At 61.0% G+C, this 16,369-nt stretch carries 13 protein-coding genes and 1 tRNA gene; 4 read left to right on the forward strand and 10 right to left on the reverse strand.

The features are described from left to right. Positions 1-37: 37 nt before the first annotated feature. Positions 38-122: transfer RNA gene (locus tag GAL01_RS09795), tRNA-Leu, on the reverse strand. A 68-nt stretch (positions 123-190) separates the two neighbouring features. Continuing rightward, on the reverse strand, positions 191-1,660 hold the full coding sequence (locus tag GAL01_RS09800) for a bifunctional ADP-dependent NAD(P)H-hydrate dehydratase/NAD(P)H-hydrate epimerase (protein WP_062029667.1): 1,470 nt from the start codon (positions 1,658-1,660) through the stop codon (positions 191-193). A 182-nt stretch (positions 1,661-1,842) separates the two neighbouring features. On the opposite strand from GAL01_RS09800, the gene GAL01_RS09805 reads away from it, so the two are divergent. From GAL01_RS09805 to GAL01_RS09815, 3 genes are all read left to right on the forward strand, one after another. Continuing rightward, positions 1,843-2,295, forward strand: a complete 453-nt coding sequence (locus GAL01_RS09805; protein WP_062029664.1) for a hypothetical protein — start codon at positions 1,843-1,845, stop codon at positions 2,293-2,295. A 156-nt stretch (positions 2,296-2,451) separates the two neighbouring features. Then, positions 2,452-4,818: a DEAD/DEAH box helicase gene (locus GAL01_RS09810; RefSeq protein WP_231865311.1), complete on the forward strand. Its 2,367-nt coding sequence runs from the start codon at positions 2,452-2,454 to the stop codon at positions 4,816-4,818. Beyond that, the gene (locus GAL01_RS09815; protein ID WP_062029713.1) at positions 4,793-6,136 is read left to right on the forward strand and encodes a class I SAM-dependent RNA methyltransferase; all 1,344 of its coding nucleotides are present in this window, start codon (positions 4,793-4,795) and stop codon (positions 6,134-6,136) included. The genes GAL01_RS09810 and GAL01_RS09815 overlap by 26 nt, the downstream gene beginning before the upstream one ends. Here the strand turns inward: GAL01_RS09815 and GAL01_RS09820 are convergent. The 8 genes from GAL01_RS09820 to GAL01_RS09855 all read right to left on the reverse strand — a co-directional run bounded on the left by GAL01_RS09820 (position 6,081) and on the right by GAL01_RS09855 (position 13,405). Continuing rightward, positions 6,081-6,437 carry a HesB/IscA family protein gene (locus tag GAL01_RS09820; protein ID WP_062029662.1) on the reverse strand — a complete coding sequence of 119 codons (357 nt, stop codon included), beginning with the start codon at positions 6,435-6,437 and terminating at the stop codon, positions 6,081-6,083. The genes GAL01_RS09815 and GAL01_RS09820 overlap by 56 nt on opposite strands. A gap of 16 nt (positions 6,438-6,453) precedes the next feature. Beyond that, positions 6,454-6,810, reverse strand: coding sequence for an SUF system Fe-S cluster assembly protein (locus GAL01_RS09825; RefSeq protein WP_373317690.1), 357 nt, complete (start codon positions 6,808-6,810; stop codon positions 6,454-6,456). 8 nt (positions 6,811-6,818) lie between these two features. Beyond that, positions 6,819-8,060 (reverse strand): cysteine desulfurase, encoded by a 1,242-nt coding sequence (locus GAL01_RS09830; protein WP_062029660.1) that lies wholly within the window; start codon positions 8,058-8,060, stop codon positions 6,819-6,821. Further along, positions 8,057-9,250 (reverse strand): Fe-S cluster assembly protein SufD, encoded by a 1,194-nt coding sequence (gene sufD / locus GAL01_RS09835; protein WP_062029659.1) that lies wholly within the window; start codon positions 9,248-9,250, stop codon positions 8,057-8,059. The genes GAL01_RS09830 and sufD overlap by 4 nt, the downstream gene beginning before the upstream one ends. Beyond that, entirely contained in the window at positions 9,247-10,017 is a 771-nt protein-coding gene (gene sufC, locus GAL01_RS09840) for a Fe-S cluster assembly ATPase SufC (RefSeq protein WP_062029658.1), read from the reverse strand. Before sufC ends, sufD begins: the two co-directional genes overlap by 4 nt. 1 nt (position 10,018) lies before the next feature. Beyond that, positions 10,019-11,503: a Fe-S cluster assembly protein SufB gene (sufB, locus tag GAL01_RS09845; protein ID WP_062029656.1), complete on the reverse strand. Its 1,485-nt coding sequence runs from the start codon at positions 11,501-11,503 to the stop codon at positions 10,019-10,021. A gap of 12 nt (positions 11,504-11,515) precedes the next feature. Then, complete coding sequence (locus GAL01_RS09850) at positions 11,516-11,998, reverse strand: SUF system Fe-S cluster assembly regulator (protein WP_062029654.1); 483 nt, start codon at positions 11,996-11,998, stop codon at positions 11,516-11,518. A 120-nt stretch (positions 11,999-12,118) separates the two neighbouring features. After that, positions 12,119-13,405, reverse strand: coding sequence for a DUF445 domain-containing protein (locus GAL01_RS09855; protein WP_062029711.1), 1,287 nt, complete (start codon positions 13,403-13,405; stop codon positions 12,119-12,121). Positions 13,406-13,540: 135 nt separating this feature from the next. On the opposite strand from GAL01_RS09855, the gene GAL01_RS09860 reads away from it, so the two are divergent. After that, positions 13,541-16,318, forward strand: a complete 2,778-nt coding sequence (locus GAL01_RS09860) for a phosphoenolpyruvate carboxylase (RefSeq protein WP_062029652.1) — start codon at positions 13,541-13,543, stop codon at positions 16,316-16,318. The last annotated feature ends 51 nt before the right edge of the window (positions 16,319-16,369 follow it).

Here is a 16,369-nt window from a genome sequence, read left to right on the forward strand (position 1 = left end):
GGTAGGTTGGTCAAATCTCTTTCTCGGGAAGCCGGGTTGGTGCGGGCGGAGGGACTTGAACCCCCACGACTTGCGCCACCAGAACCTAAATCTGGCGTGTCTACCAATTTCACCACGCCCGCAGCGCTCGGCTTCCTGGCTCGTGTTACCGAACCTCGGAAGCGCGGCCTTTAGCGCATGAAACGCGACTTCACAACAGGGAGCCGACCGCCTTTTTGCGTCCAGCCTCCTGCGCGAGGCGTGTGGCGGTCGCACGGGCCGGACCGAGCGGCAGGTCCAGATCCTCCGCCACAGGCCAGCCGCCATGGGCTTTCCCGGCTTCAATTCCCGCTTCGCCATGTAGCCACACGCCAGCACAGCAGCCTTCCCAGACGTCCATCCCTGCGGCCAGCAAGGCGGCGATCACACCCGTCAGCGTGTCACCCGAGCCTGCGGTCGCCAGAGCAGAAGACGCATGGGTATTGATGGCGACGCGCCCGTCAGGCGCCGCGATCAGGGTATCGGGCCCTTTCATCACAATGACAGCATCAAGGCGTTTTGCAGCCTCGCGAGCGGCGTCGATCCGACTGCCTTCAACGGGGCCAAACAGCTTCCGGAACTCTCCGATATGGGGCGTGATGGCCGCAACACCTTTCAGGCGCGTGAGATCGCCGGCACCCCAGGTCAGCGCCCCGGCATCAGCGAGGACCATGCGACCGGACTTCAGAAGCTGTGGCAGGGTTGCCGCGACTTCCCCTTCGGTCAGACCAGGTCCACAGATCCAAACTTTGCGTCGGGCATCTTCCAGCAACTCAGCGAGGGGTGCTCCATCCACAATCAGGCTGGGATCGCCGAGTCGATAAGCCGGAGCGCCCTCACCCGCCGAGATCCTGACCAGCCCCGCGCCGCTTCGTCGGGCCGCTCCCGCCGCGAGACGGGTCGCGCCCGGCATTTCAGTTCCACCACACAGGCTGACGACCCCGCGGTGATATTTGTAATCGCCCTCACCCGAGATCGGGAGGCTCCACAGGCCGGGCTCATTATGCTGGATGGCAGGGTCGATCCCATCCCAGGCACGCTCGGGCATACCGATATCGACGCAGATCACTTCGCCACACAGACCGGCGCCAGGTTGCAGGAAATGACCGGGACGCGGGCGAACAAAAGTCACCGTAAAATGACAGCCGCGCGCCCGGCCAAGAATTTCACCCGATGCCCCCGAAACTCCACTGGGCATATCGATCGCAACAACCTGAGGAGCCGCAGCAAGAACGGAAGCAGTCTCGTCCGAAACAGGTCGTTTCAGCCCAGAGCCGAAGACCGCATCCACCACCAGATCCGCACGCCCGACCTCTTCAGACGTGAACGGAACCACTGGCCCCGTCCAGCGGTCAGCCATTTCGGCTGCGGGCGTGCCGGATCTGGGGCTGGAGAGAGCAGCCACACGGACCGGCCAGCCCCAGCGCGCCAGATGACAGGCAACGACATAGCCATCGCCGCCATTGTTTCCCGGCCCGCAGGCCACGGTGACGCGACACGGCGAAAAACGGTTGCGTATGATGCGTGCAACGGCCCACCCGGCGTTTTCCATCAGAAGCACGGGCGTAAGGATGGCTGCGGCCGCACGGTCCATCCGGTCGCTTTCCTCGGGAAGCAGCAGAGCAAAAGGATAGCGGGACATATCGAGGCAATCTCCTGCCGGACTCATCATGCAAAAGCGTAAGCCGCTTCTGCGCTGTCCGGTTTACAATGACACTTTTGCAATCACTCTGGCGCAATGAGGGGTGCGTCAGGTATTCAGGGGAAACGCATTTCGGGAATGATCTTTCCCTCTCTTTCAATTTTCAACCCTGACGAGGATCAATGACAGGATCGATCATCTGGAGCCTCGTGCTCGCAATTCACGTACTGTGCATGACCTATTGGGTTGGCGGTTCGATCTATTCGACCCTGGTCGTTCGTTCCACAGTCGGGCTGCTTGACCCCGGACCGCGCAATTCAGTGCTGCTTCAGGGCTATACGCGCTTTTTCCGCGGCCTGTATCAGGTTGTACCGTTTTCGCTGCTGAGCGGCTGGGGGCTGGTTTTTCATGAAGGTGGATTTGCCGCGGTACCCTGGCCCGTCAATGCGATGCAGCTTCTGGGGCTGGTCATGGCAGTGGTTTTCATCCTGACCGTTCAGGGCCCCTTCCGCCGCGCACGCCGGGCCATGCGCCCCCAGCCTGCCCTGTTCGATACGCTGCGCAGCCGCACTGCAATCATGGCGGCACTGGGTGTCCTGACCATCCTTGTCGCCGCAATGGCACGCGGCATCTGAAATCGTATGCGATACGGCGCTTTTAGGGCCGTATCGCTTGCCATTTCCGCCATTTGTCGATAACGCACCAGTTATAGCTGCGGGTCACTGCCCCGCCCTCAACTCCGGCCCGCATCCATTGGGGTGCGCACCGTCAACGAGAGTCTCGAGAGTCATTTGAGCGCGAAAACGACCTCCGGTCCTTCCAAATCCCGTACGACTGCCACGCCCAAGCGTGGTCGCCCTTCTGCTTCGCGCAGCGCCGCAGCCGAGGTTTCCCCGACGCCTGCCGATGAAGGCGACACGCCTGCGACATCGGAAGCCCCTGCCGCCAAGGCCCCGCGAGCGCGACGCTCGAAGACCGCAGTTCCTGCAATCCCGGATGCGACAGACGCGGCAAAGCCTGCCACACGCCGCGCCCGCAAGGTGACCTCTCCGGCTGTCGAGACCCTGACCGAAGACGACGCTCCCGTTGCCAAACCTGCCGTACGCCGCAGAAAGGCGGTTGCGGAGCCGAAGACAACCGTCGATACCGACGAAACATCTCCTGCCCCCCGTCGTCGCACCACGAAAGTGGCTGATGAAACGGTCACCGAAGCTGCTCCCAAACGCCGCGGTCGTCCACGCAAGGTCGCCGCCGTCGAGCAGCCCGCACCCGAAATCGTAACTGAAGATACTCCGAAGCCTGCCGAAGCTCCGCGTCGCCGCGGTCGTCCGCGCAAAACGGACGTTGTCGCCACGGAAGCTCCTGTGGAAAAACCTTCTGCAGAAAAAGCCGAAAAGAAGGCACGTCCGACACGTCGCAAGGCGAGTGTCCCGGTTGAGGAGGTCGTCGCTGCGCCCGTCTCCGAAGAGACGCCTTTGGCACAGGTTGAGCCGGCAAAGAGCGAGAAAGCCACGGCCCGTCGCAGACGCGCCAGGACTGTTGTCGCTACGGAGCCCGCCGTCACCGTAGAGAACATTGCGGTCCCCCCTGCCATCATTGAAACCGTCGCTGTCGCCGAAGAATCGTTCGACAAGCCCCGTTTTGCCGATCTGGGGTTGGGCGAACCGATCATGCGCGCCATTGAGGAACTGGGTTACGAGCACCCTACCCCCATTCAGGCACAGGCTATCCCCGAAGTTCTGAAGGGCCATGACGTTCTGGGTGTCGCCCAGACCGGCACCGGCAAGACGGCTTCCTTTACGCTTCCAATGCTTCAAAAGCTGTCCGGATCGCGCGCGCGCGCACGGATGCCGCGTTCGCTGATCCTTGAGCCGACGCGTGAACTCGCTTTGCAGGTCGCTGAAAACTTCAAGCTCTACGGCAAGTATCTTCGCCTGACGCACGCCCTGCTGATCGGCGGCGAAAGCATGGCCGAACAGCGCGATGTCCTGAATCGTGGCGTCGATGTGCTCATTGCAACGCCGGGACGCCTGCTCGACCTGTTCGGGCGTGGGGGTCTGCTGCTCACGCAGACCAGCACGCTCGTGATCGACGAAGCCGACCGCATGCTGGACATGGGATTCATTCCCGATATCGAGAAAATTGTCGGGCTGCTGCCAGCCCATCGCCAGACCCTGTTTTTCTCCGCCACCATGGCTGAAGAAATTCGGCGCCTGGCCGATGCATTTCTTCGTCATCCGGTTGAAATCACGGTCTCGCGCCAGTCTTCCGTCGCGACGACGATCGAAGAAGCACTGGTCATTGTTCCCGAAGACGAAAAACGCCGCACCCTCAAGAAGCTTCTGCGCCGTGAAAACGTCCAGAGCGCGATCGTTTTCTGCAACCGCAAACGCGATGTGGACATGATCCAGCAGTATCTGACCAAACACGGGATAGAGGCCGGGCATCTGCACGGAGATCTGGCCCAGTCGCTGCGTTTCTCGACGCTGGAGCGTTTCCGTTCCGGGGAACTGAAGTTCCTGATCTGCTCTGACGTGGCTGCACGCGGTATCGACATTGGCGGCCTGTCTCATGTCTTCAATTACGATCTGCCGTTCAATGCCGAGGATTACGTCCACCGGATCGGACGCACCGGACGGGCCGGCAAGGAAGGCCACGCCTTCAGCCTGGCCACACCACGCGATCGCAGACTGCTCGAAGCAATCGAGACCCTGACTGGCAAGGTCATTGCACGCCCGGTTCTCGAAGGCATCACGACTGTTGACTGGGCTCCGGAAGAGGGCGACCGCCGTCCGACGGAATCCGTCTCTGCTCCTGTTCCTGCCCCCCAGGAGGCTTCGGAAGACGGCGAGCATCGTGCGCGCAAGCGCCGCCGAGGTGGTCGCAAGCGCAACCGTGGCGAGCGTAACGAACACGAGAGCGTTCAGCAGGCAGTGCCTGTTGCAACTCCCACACCTGTCTCGGTGATCGAAGCCCCCGTGAGCCATCGTTCCGTTGAACTGGCTCCTGCATTCGAGAACGATGGCCCGAAGACCGGCTTTGGCGGAGATACGCCCGCCTTCATGCTGGTCCCGCGTCGTCGGAAAATTACGGTCTCCGGCGAGACCGATCTCGCTGCTCCCGTTCAGCATGATGGGCGCCATTACGGTAATGAATGATACCTTGACCGGAGTTGCAGAACTCCGGATTGAAGGACTGGGTGCGGCAGGCGACGGCGTTGCGCATCTTGATGGCCAGAGCGTCTTCATTCCGGGCACACTGCCCGGAGAAGAAATTCGAGTCCGCCTTGCTTCCGGCCATCCTGAGCTGATTGAAATCGTTCACTCATCTCCCGAGCGCGTAACGCCACCCTGCGACCTGTTTGGTGAGTGCGGCGGCTGTGCGTTGCAGCATCTTTCCCTCCCAGCTCTGCTGGAATGGAAGTCGCAGCGCGTCCTCCAGGCCCTGACCGCCGCTGGTTTTACAGATCTGCCACCGGCACGGATGTTCCAGACAGCGCCTGAAACACGACGGCGGATGGATTTTGCTGTCCAGCGTGTGCCGGGTGGCGTGATCATCGGGCTGCACCGCCGCAACGGCGATCCCGTGGACATGACGGAATGTCGTGTTCTCCACCCAGCGATTTTTGGACTTCTCGCGCCTTTGCGCGACGTTCTGGGCAGCTTGGGAGCCCTGACAGGCCGCGGCAGCCTGATGGTCAACCTACTGGACAGCGGCCCGGACCTGACACTTCAGACATCTGCTCCACTGACGAGTGCAGACCGTATCAAGCTTGCGGCCTTTGCACGCGAGCACGATCTATCACGAATTTCCTGGCAGGACCCGAAAGATCTGGGCATCGAAACGGTAGCCCAGTTTGGGGCTGTGCGGGAAAACTTCGGTGGTGTGACTGTCTCGCCACCCCCTTCGGCATTCCTTCAGGCAGCGGCGGACGCAGAGAAAGCCATTGTCACAGCCGTTCTGGACGGTCTGCCGTCGCTGAACAAAAAGGACGTGACGGTCGAACTGTTTGCCGGTTGTGGCACACTCACCTTTCCGATGTCGGAGAAGGGCCGGGTCATGGCCTATGAGGGCAATCTGGCCGCGGCGAACTGCCTCAAGGCGGCAGCTGGCGGTCGACGCGTGGATGGTTTTTATCGTGATCTTGGGCGTCAACCCCTGCTCCCGCATGATCTGAAATCAACGCGGGCTGTCGTCTTGGACCCGCCTTATGCAGGCGCAGGTGCGCAGACTGTGCCTCTGGCAAAGTCTGCTGTGCCGGATATCGTGTATGTGAGCTGCAATCCTGCCGCGCTTGAAAAAGACGGCAAAGCTTTGTGGAACGCAGGATTTTCAGTCGTTGGTCTGACCATCGTGGACCAGTTCCTGTGGTCCACGGAAGTCGAAGCCGTAGTGGTGCTATCGCGTGATGTGAAGCGGATCAGACGTGAAAACTCTCGCCGCAGCCACAACGACCCTTCTCGTTCGGATTCCTGAACGTAAAGCCGGATTCGAGGTCTTTGACCTCGTAATCCATTACAGTACCGGTCAGGAACAGGGTGGCCTTGCGGTCCACCAGCAGGGTCACGCCCTGATCCTCGACCCGCTCGTCGGCAGGCTGCGGGTCTGTGACGAAATTCATTTCGTAAGACAGTCCCGAGCAGCCGCGCGTCCCCACGCTGATGCGCAGGAGCTGGCCCTGATGAGAGCCTTCATAAAGGGCTTTCAGACGTCTTGCAGCCTGATCTGAAACAGTCATGAGAGCAGGCAGCGGGCGACGCGTTGCAACATCGGACATGATGGTTTTTTCCGGATCAGAACATGTTGAGGGCAAGACGGGCATCATCGCTCATACGGCTCATATCCCACGGCGGATCCCAGACGATCTCGATCGTCGCCTGAGTGACGCCCGGAACATGCGACACGGCATCGCGCACCATCTCGGGCAGTTCCTGCGCGCTGGGACAGTTCGGCGCCGTCAGCGTCATTTCCATATGGACGCGACCGTCGTCGTGCAGGTCAATCGCGTAGATCAGGCCAAGTTCGTAGACATTCACCGGAATTTCCGGGTCATAAACCGTGGCGATGGCGGCAATAACCTCCTCCTGATCCGGCGCGGTTCCGGTGGCGGGAACGCAGGCTGTGTCTTCACTGGTGGGGATATCGGTCATGGCTACACTCATGTGAGCATCATCCGGGCCCGTTCAAGGCCTTCGATAAACGTGTCGATTTCATCGGTCGTGGTATAGATGCCGAAGCTGGCACGCGCTGTTGCCTGCACGCCCAGACGCCGGACCAGCGGCTCCGCACAATGCTGCCCCGCACGGATGGCGATTCCCAACTGGTCGAGCAGCGTCGCCAGATCATGCGGGTGTGCGCCATCCATGACGAAGGAAATCACGCCGCCTCGCTCCTGCGGCTCCCCCAGAACACGCAGGCTGTTGATTCCACGCATTTTTTCCAATGCGTAGCGGGTGAGTTCCGCTTCATGGCGGGAGATGGCTTCATAGCCGATCTCTTCCACGAAGCGGACAGCAGCCCCCAGACCAATAGTTTCCAGAATGGCCGGCGTTCCGGCTTCAAACTTGTGCGGAACATGCGCCCAAGTGGCGCGCTCGAACGACACGGTCTCGATCATGTCACCGCCACCCATGAAAGGCGGCATGGCGTCCAGAAGCTCCATTCTGCCCCAGAGCACACCGATGCCTGTGGGACCATAGAGCTTGTGCCCGGTGAAGGTGAAGAAATCCGCGCCGAGGTCCTGCACATCAATCCTGCGATGCACGACAGACTGCGACCCATCCAGCAGAATGCGCGCGCCGTAAGCATGGGCAATGTCCGCAAGCTTGCGAGCCGGCGTGATGGTCCCAAGCACGTTGGACATATGCGTGATGGCCACAAGCGCCACTTTGCCATCCGACAAAAGCGCCTCATAGGCATCCAGATCAATGTCGCCAGCGTCATTGATGGGCGCGACCCGCAGATCAATCCCCGCCCGGTCCCGCAGCATGAGCCAGGGCACGATATTGGCGTGGTGTTCCAGTTCGGAAATCAGAACCGCCTGCCCTGGCTTCAGCAGACTGCCGAAACTGTAGGCCACGAGGTTGATCGCCTCGGTGCTGTTGCGGGTGAAAACGATTTCATGGTGGTCAGGAGCATTGAGAAGACGGGCAACGTCATGACGGGCGCGCTCATAGGCTTCCGTCGTGCGTTCACTCATCCAGTGCAGGCCACGATGAATATTGGCATACTGGTGATAGGCCGCATCCCGCATAGCCTCGATCACGGCATCCGGTTTCTGCGAAGATGCCGCACTATCGAGGAAAACCAGCGGGCGGCCATGAACGGTTTCGTTCAGGATCGGAAAATGGGCGCGGATTTCAGCCGTTGTTTTTCCGGACGGGGTGCTGCTGCCGATCATGACTCCATGCTCCGGCCCAGCAGATCACGCAGGGTCTCATCGGCAACGAGATCCAGCGCGTCTATCAGGAACGCCCGCACAAGAATATCGCGGGCCTGCGCTTCGGGAACACCCCGGGAGCGCAGATAGAAAAGCTGCTCATCATCAAGGGCGCCTACAGTGGCACCATGGCTGCACTTGACGTCGTCAGCATAGATTTCCAGCTCGGGCTTGCTGTTGATCTGCGCCTTTTCAGACAGCAGAAGCGCCTGGTTCATCTGATAGCCATCGGTTTTCTGGGCCACACGATCCACAAGGATCTTGCCCTGAAACACGCCCTGCCCGGCGTCTGACAGAACCGTCTTGACGGTCTGGCGCGAACTACCATCCGGAGCCGCATGATGGATCATGGAGGTCAGGTCGTTCAGCCGCTGGCCGTCCACGATCTGCACCCCATTCACATGAACCATGGCATGGGGGGCATTCAGCGTGACGACAGCTTCGTGCCGGGCGAGGCTCCCGCCCTGATTCAGGGTAAAGCTGTCATACTCGCCCTTCTCCGACACATCAGCAGACACGATGGCAAGATGCGTACCGCTCAGGCTCTCGCGCTGCAGCTTGATGTGACGCAGCGCAGCCCCCTTGCCCACGACAATGTCGAAACGCGGATTGGCGACATACCGCCCCTCGCCAGCATTGACGTCATAGAGCGTGAGCGATGCACCGTCTTCCAGCACGATGCGATGCTGCAGATGCGTCGAAACATCCGCGCCATCGCAGAGGCTGATGAGGGTCAACAGTCCCGCGTCCGTTCCTGCCGGAATACGCAGATCGAGGCCCTTTTCGCCCAGCGCCATATTCAGAGTGGCGGAGAAAACACCCCTGAGCGGAGAAACAGGGTCCGAGCCCTGTCCGGCGGCTTCCGGCAGAGCGGACAGACCGTCCAGCAGCCTGCCATTGCCATATACCATCCGTGCGCCGCTTTCGGGCAGCGGCAAACCATCAAGAAGCGCTGCAACTGATTCAGACGCCAGAGGCGCGGCCTGTTGCCAGGCCGTTTCCGCGATAGTGCGCAGCGGCGTATAGCGCCATGCTTCGACACGACGCGTCGGCAGGCCGGTTTCGGCAAGAGCCGTCCCGTGACCGGAAGCGCGCTGGATGAACGCCTCCAGAGCCTGGGTCTCCTGCGCCACGATTGGCTGTACGCTCACGCTGCCGCCTCGAGGAACTGGGTATAACCCTGCTTTTCAAGCGTCTTGGCGATCTCAGGGCCGCCACTATGGATGATGCGGCCATGCGCCATGACATGCACCCGGTCCGGCACGATATAGTCGAGCAGACGCTGATGATGCGTGATGACCAGAGCAGAGAAATCCGGGCTGCGCAAAGAGTTCACGCCTTCCGCGACGATGCGCAGAGCGTCGATGTCGAGCCCGCTATCCGTCTCGTCAAGAATAGCGAAAGACGGCTGAAGCAGCCGCATCTGGAGCACTTCGTTGCGCTTCTTCTCACCGCCCGAGAAACCGACATTAACCGCACGCTTGAGCATGTCGTCGGACATGGACAGGTGCTTGGTCTCGGCACGGACAGCCTTGAGGAAGGCCACGGCATCCAGTTCGGCTTCACCACGCGCCCGGCGAACGGCGTTTACGGCAGTCCGCAGGAAATTCGCGTTGTTCACACCCGGTAGCTCAACCGGCGACTGGAACGCCAAGAACAAGCCCAGAGCAGCGCGTTCTTCGGGTTCGAGAGCCAGAAGATCCTGTCCCTTGAACGTGGCCGACCCACCCGTAACTTCGTAGTCGTCACGACCGGCAAGCACATAGGACAGCGTGGATTTACCCGAGCCGTTCGGCCCCATGATGGCGTGGACTTCACCCTTGGGGATTTCGAGATCGAGCCCCTTGAGGATGTCCTTAGGCGTGCCATCGGCATCGATGCGGGCCTGAAGCCCCTGAATTTTCAGAAAATCGCTCATATTAACCCACACTTCCTTCGAGGCTGATCTGCAGAAGCTTCTGCGCCTCGACCGCGAATTCCATCGGCAGCTCCTTGAGCACCTCGCGGCAGAAACCATTGACGATCAGACCAACCGCATCTTCTTCCGAAAGGCCGCGCGAACGGCAGTAGAAGAGCTGGTCTTCAGAGATTTTTGACGTGGTCGCTTCATGCTCCACGCGTGCCGTCATGTTACGGCTTTCGATATAGGGCACCGTATGCGCGCCGCACTGATCGCCGATCAGAAGACTGTCGCACTGCGTGAAATTACGCGCGTTCCGGGCCTTTGGCTGCATACGGACGAGGCCACGATAGGTGCTGTCCGACTGACCGGCCGAGATCGTCTTGGCGATGATCGTCGAGCGCGTATTGGGCGCCAGATGAATCATTTTCGTACCGGTATCGGCCTGCTGGTGGTTGTTGGTCACCGCAACCGAGTAAAACTCGCCGACCGACCCTTCACCCGCCAGCACGCAGGACGGATATTTCCATGTGATCGCAGAGCCGGTTTCGACCTGCGTCCACGAAATCTTGGACCGTGCGCCACGGCAAATGCCACGCTTGGTGACGAAATTATAGATGCCGCCACGACCTTCATCATCGCCCGGATACCAGTTCTGGACGGTGGAATACTTGATCGAGGCGTCTTCCATCGCGATCAGTTCGACCACAGCTGCATGAAGCTGGTTCTCATCACGCTGCGGCGCCGTGCAGCCTTCCAGATAGGAGACGGTGGCGCGGTCTTCAGCGATGATGAGAGTGCGTTCGAACTGCCCCGTATTGCGCGCATTGATGCGGAAATAGGTGGACAGCTCCATTGGGCAGCGAACACCCTCGGGGATGTAGACGAAAGAGCCATCGGTAAAGACAGCGGAATTCAGCGCTCCGAAGAAATTGTCGGACACCGGCACGACCGTACCCAGATATTTCCGGACCAGTTCGGGATGTTCGCGGATAGCCTCGGAGATCGGGCAGAAGATGACGCCGGCTTCCGCAAGCGTTTTGCGGAAGGTCGTTGCGACGGACACACTGTCGAAAACGGCATCAACGGCAACAGGCAGACGCGCCTCTTCCGCCCCTTCCACGCCAGCCAGAAGGGCCTGTTCATGCAGTGGAATGCCCAGCTTGGCGTAGGTCTTGAGAAGTTCGGGATCGACTTCATCAAGGCTCTTGGGGCCGGGCTTTTTCTTCGGCTGGGCGAAGTAATGCGCGTCCTGATAATCAATCGGCGGGTGATGGATATGAGCCCAGGTCGGCTCTTCCATTTCCAGCCACGCACGAAAAGCCTTCAGACGCCAGTCCAGCATCCATTGCGGCTCGCCCTTGCGCTCGGAGATCAGGCGCACCGTCTCCTCATTGAGACCCTTGGGCGCGATATCCATTTCGATATCGGTCTCAAAGCCCCATTCGTAGCTGGATTTCGCGAGTTTTTCGACTGTCTCGCGGGTTTCCGTCACGGCTGGCATGGTGTGTTGTCCTTAACTGACCGCTTCGGTCACGGAGGGAGACTCCGCTCCAACGGTGGTGACAGGGGCCAACGCGGGGCCGCGCCTTGGCAGGCGCTCCGCATGTCGGCCCATATCCGCCAGTGTAATGCTGTTGAGTGTGCTGAGGATGGCATCGTTCACAACGTCCCACTGGCCCGATAGGCCGCACAGGGAACTGTGTTCGCATTCGCGCCCGTCACAGCAGGCCGTAATGGCGATGGGTCCGTCCACGGCTGCAATAACGGCGGCGACGGTCACCTTTTCAAGCTCGCCCGCAAGGCGGTAGCCGCCTCGGGCGCCGCGATGGGACAGCACCAGGCCGCTGGAGGCCAGCCCTTTGAGGAGCTTGGCCACGGTGGGTTCGGGAACGCCGGTTTCTACTGCAAGGGCTGCGGCTGTTGCCAGTCCTTCATGACGACCGAGATGGACCAGAAGGACAGTGGCGCAATCGGCCAGTTTGGAGAGCCTCAGCATCGCTTGCACACTCGCATCTTGTTCTAATTCAAGACTTGGTAAGTCCTGATTTGTTCCAAATGGCCCATACCGGAGCAAAGGTCAAGGCTTCTGTGCCCGACCTTTCCCTGACATGGAATGTCACACACCAAAAAACAGTCGGGAAACGCCGTCAAGCGCGGCTCCGGCCAGAAAACCCACGACCGTGCCATTGATGCGGATATAGGCAAGGTCACGGCCGACACGCGACTCCAGCCGCATCGCCAGATCGTTTCCGTCCCATCCTGCCATGACGGCGGCGATGAACCCGGAGAGCTTCTCGCGCAGACCTGGCAGGATCCGCTGGACCGTGCTTTCAACAGCCTGATTGACTTTCAGGCGCAGGGCATCACTGGACCGCAGCGCACTCGCAAGCTGAACGATCGCGGCATCAATGACCGTGGCGCTCCAGCCCTCTTCGCGGGCACTGTCTTCCTCAACCATGCGCCGCAGACGGTCCCACAGTTCTGAACTCCAGCCCTTGAGGCTGGTATGGGTCAGGACGGAGGTAATGGTGTCGGCCATGTCCTTGCGACGGACGGGGTCATGTTCGATCCGGTCGATTTCGCCGCGAACCCATGTTGTAAATCCGTGCCGCAGGTCCGAGTCCATGGGATCGACCCGTTCAAACTCGGCATGGAGCGCCATCAGCACACGGCTGGCGACGGAGCCGCCGATCGCCCAGCCCAGAAAACGGCCGCCCTGCTCCCGCACGCGCTCCTCAACGAAATGCCGCAGGTCCGACTCCCGGGACGTTACGGTGGTCTTGATGCGCTCAAGCAGAAAAGACAGCACCTCCTGGTGCATCTCGCTATCCACCATGGCACGCATGCCACGGGAGACCAGCGGCGCCATTTCCTCACCATTGAGCAGGACCGGAAGGGCACGTGAAATCGCAGCCTTCGCACGTCCGTCCTCAAGACGGTCGAACATCACGGGAATGGCGGAGCGCATGCTGTTGACGAGTGTCTGGCGTGTCGCAGGTTCGCTCAGCATGTCGGCGATCAGGCCGGAAAGATCAATTTTCGACAAAGCACGGCGCACATCTTCTTCAGTGAAGAACTGGCCCGAAATGAAGCGGCCCAGCGCCTGTCCGAGACGCTCTTTCTGACGCGGCAGAATAGCCGTGTGGGGAATGGGGAGGCCAAGCGGGTGCCGAAACAGCGCAGTTACGGCGAACCAGTCGGCAAGACCACCGACCACGCCCGCTCTCGAACCCGCCCGCAGCAGACCGAACGCCAGACTGCCATCGCCGATATGACGGGCCGCCGCCAGCGTCGTGCCTGCGGCAAGCACTCCCATGCCAACGAGCAGGCCACCGGCCATGAACCGGGGCGAAAGACCTGCGGGGCCGGATTTGGAGACGGGATGGGGCGTGTCCGCATGCATCTGCGGACAGATAGCATCATTCCGACGGGCTGTCGCGTACAGAGCAAGGTTGCGCTTGGCAGCAGGGCGTGAAAAGTATTGCGGCCCGTTTTCGGTCCATTTTTTCTTTTTTCCGCAGAAGCGAGACTGCTCCCGATGTCTGACTGCGCCTCCCGGCTCGATCCGTCTCTCCATGACCGTATTGACGCGATGACGTCCCGGCTGCTCCACGAACGTGATGGTCTCGAAGACCTGATTGCCTCCATCGGGCAGGATCTGTCCAACGACGATCCGGACGCGAGCAGAGCGCGCCTTGCCGAGATCGGGAACGTCGTACGCGCCCTGCGTGACGAGCATTTCGTGGACCGCGCCGCACATCTGCGCGCCTATGTCGGCCTTGATGAGACTGCCCCGCAGGAGCGGCTTGAGGCCGTGGCAAAGCGTCTGGTGGCTCAGGTTCCGGACGCGGTTTCGCTGACCGTGCCGAAGATTGCCGCGGTTTTCACCGCACATCCGACGTTCGCACTGGCAGACGGGGTGTATGACATCCTGACCCAGCGGGCAGAAAATCCGGAAACGCCGATCCCGTGCCTGAAAACGCACCGCCGTCCCGGACCGCCGACACTGGCGCAGGAGCAGGCCCTTGCACTGGCGGCCATCCTGCGGGGCCGGGATGCCCTCGATGACCTGACAGCAGCACTCCTGCGGGAGATGTCCCAGCGCTGGTCGGGCGAAAACAGCCACGTTGATCCCGCTCCCGTGATTCTGGCGAGCTGGGTCGGCTTCGATACGGATGGACGTAACGATATCGGCTGGTGGGATACGCTGCGCATCCGGCTCGAACTGAAGTCGTCCCAGCTTCATCGTCTGACGGATGGGCTGGAGCGGCTGGGTCTGCAGGAAAGTGCGCTGGCCATGCGCACGCGCCGGGCCATCGAAGCCGTCAAGACGCAGCACGCGGCCTGCCCGACCGGACGGGATGCCGCGCCGGAAACCATCCGTGATTTTGCCCAGACGCTGATTTCACACCGCGACAAGGCGCTTCTGGATGCCGCCGAGCTTCTGCCGCTCTTTCAGGATGCCGCTTCCGGACTGGATGAAGACAGCCTGCTGCACCTGCGGACGCTGCGTGCCGGGTTCATGAACCACGGCCTCGGAATTGCCCGCATCCATACCCGTCTGAACGCGGCACAGATCTATAATGTCGCGCGCACACGACTGGGCCTGACCGACGATCCGGCCCTGCCCTCGCGTCGTCGCGTTCTGCTGACGAAGATCGACGAGGCCCTTTCGAACCTGACGCCCCGTGCCGTGGATTTCGGCTCGCTGCTGGTCGAGCCTGCCTCCGCCGCGCGGCTGATGATGACCATGGCGCAGATCCTCAAGCACATCGACTCAGGATCGCCGATCCGCTTCCTCATCGCCGAGACCGAAAGCGGGTATACACTGCTGGCGACGCTCTGGCTGGCACGGCTGTTCGGGATCGAGGATCACCAGATCGAAATTTCGCCGCTCTTTGAAACGGAAAGCGCGCTCGAAAATGGCGAGACCATTCTGGAAGAAGCTTTCCGTTCAAGCCATTGGCGCGATTATCTGAAGGCGAACGGACGACTATCGCTTCAGTTCGGCTATTCCGATTCGGGACGCTATGTCGGACAGCTTGCCGCCACCAATCTGGTCGAGCGCCTGCGGATGCGGACCCTCTCCCTGCTGGCGGAACACGGACTGGAGGATGTTTCCCTCACCTTGTTCGATACGCACGGCGAAAGCATCGGACGCGGCGCGCATCCTTTCAGCCTGCGTCAGCGCCTGGATTATTTCTCCCCTGCCCGCACGCGACTGGCCATGCGCGAAGCCGGGATCGGCTGCCGCGTTGAAACCGCGTTTCAGGGTGGCGACGGCTACACGCTGTTCGGAACGAAGGCTCTTGCGGCGTCCACGATTGCCACTCTTGCCGAGCATACGGCCGAAGTCCCGCAGGACACGAAAGATCCGGTCTATGCACGCCCCGATTTCGCAGCCGATTTCTTCTCCACCATCGCACTCGACATGGGCGCGCTGGTCGATGATCCGGGCTATGCCGCATTGCTCAGCGCATTCGGGCCGTCACTGATCGACAAGACGGGCTCCCGCCCATCCGCACGTCAGTCGGATGCCGCGACCGTGACGCGCATCACCCATCCCGGCCAGCTTCGGGCCATTCCCAATAACGCGATCCTCCAGCAGCTCGGCTGGTGGGCGAATGTGCTGCACGGGCTGGGCAATGCGGCGCAACGCCATCCCGAGACGTTCGAGCAGTTCGCAACAGAATCATCGCGCTTCCGCGAAGCCATGGATTTCGCCCGTCAGGCACTGGCTCATTCCGATCTGGACGTCCTGCGGACAACGATCCATCAACTCGACCCCGGAACCTGGCTGGACCGCGCAGCCAACGCCCAGAGCGACGAGGAACGGCAGAGCCTGCTAGGCATTTCGCACGGACTGGAGCTGCTGCGTTTCTGGACGAGCGGCCCTGCAATGTTCCGGCGTATTCAGGCAGACCATATCGCACTGCGCGCTGCATGGCCTGATGCGCCACGCATGGCAGCTCGTGAAAAGCTGCTCCATGCGATCCGCTTCGCTCTTATCGACCGCCTGTGGTGCCTCTCGACGCGTATTCCGTATTTCGGACCCCGCAACAGCCTGACACGGGAGTCCATCACGAACCTGATCCTCTGTCTGGATGTGCCGCGTGCGCTGCACCTTCTGGACGACCTGTTCCCCCTCACGGTTCCCAGCGTTGCCAATCTCGATTTCGGAGAACCGGGCGATGCGGCTGAGGCTGGCGGTTTTGCGCGGGAGCATCAGGAAATTTTCGAGCCGCTGTCGCAGTGCTTTGCATTGCTGCGCGAGGTGGGGATCGCCATCATGCACGCCAACAGGGCTTTCGGCTGAAGAATGATACGTAGCCGGAACCCTTGTCGGTGAGGGCTACGTCCGTCTAAA

The sequence above is a fragment of the Gluconobacter albidus genome, assembly GCF_002723915.1.
Classification (GTDB): Bacteria; Pseudomonadota; Alphaproteobacteria; order Acetobacterales; family Acetobacteraceae; genus Gluconobacter; species Gluconobacter albidus.

Coding starts and splice junctions, on each gene's coding strand:
- GAL01_RS09800 (WP_062029667.1), bottom strand. CDS start 1,660: ATGTCCCGCTATCCTTTTGCTCTGCTGCTTCCCGAGGAAAGCGACCGG.
- GAL01_RS09805 (WP_062029664.1), top strand. CDS start 1,843: ATGACAGGATCGATCATCTGGAGCCTCGTGCTCGCAATTCACGTACTG.
- GAL01_RS09815 (WP_062029713.1), top strand. CDS start 4,793: ATGGGCGCCATTACGGTAATGAATGATACCTTGACCGGAGTTGCAGAA.
- GAL01_RS09820 (WP_062029662.1), bottom strand. CDS start 6,437: ATGTCCGATGTTGCAACGCGTCGCCCGCTGCCTGCTCTCATGACTGTT.
- GAL01_RS09825 (WP_373317690.1), bottom strand. CDS start 6,810: ATGACCGATATCCCCACCAGTGAAGACACAGCCTGCGTTCCCGCCACC.
- GAL01_RS09830 (WP_062029660.1), bottom strand. CDS start 8,060: ATGATCGGCAGCAGCACCCCGTCCGGAAAAACAACGGCTGAAATCCGC.
- sufC (WP_062029658.1), bottom strand. CDS start 10,017: ATGAGCGATTTTCTGAAAATTCAGGGGCTTCAGGCCCGCATCGATGCC.
- sufB (WP_062029656.1), bottom strand. CDS start 11,503: ATGCCAGCCGTGACGGAAACCCGCGAGACAGTCGAAAAACTCGCGAAA.
- GAL01_RS09850 (WP_062029654.1), bottom strand. CDS start 11,998: ATGCTGAGGCTCTCCAAACTGGCCGATTGCGCCACTGTCCTTCTGGTC.
- GAL01_RS09855 (WP_062029711.1), bottom strand. CDS start 13,405: ATGCATGCGGACACGCCCCATCCCGTCTCCAAATCCGGCCCCGCAGGT.
- GAL01_RS09860 (WP_062029652.1), top strand. CDS start 13,541: ATGTCTGACTGCGCCTCCCGGCTCGATCCGTCTCTCCATGACCGTATT.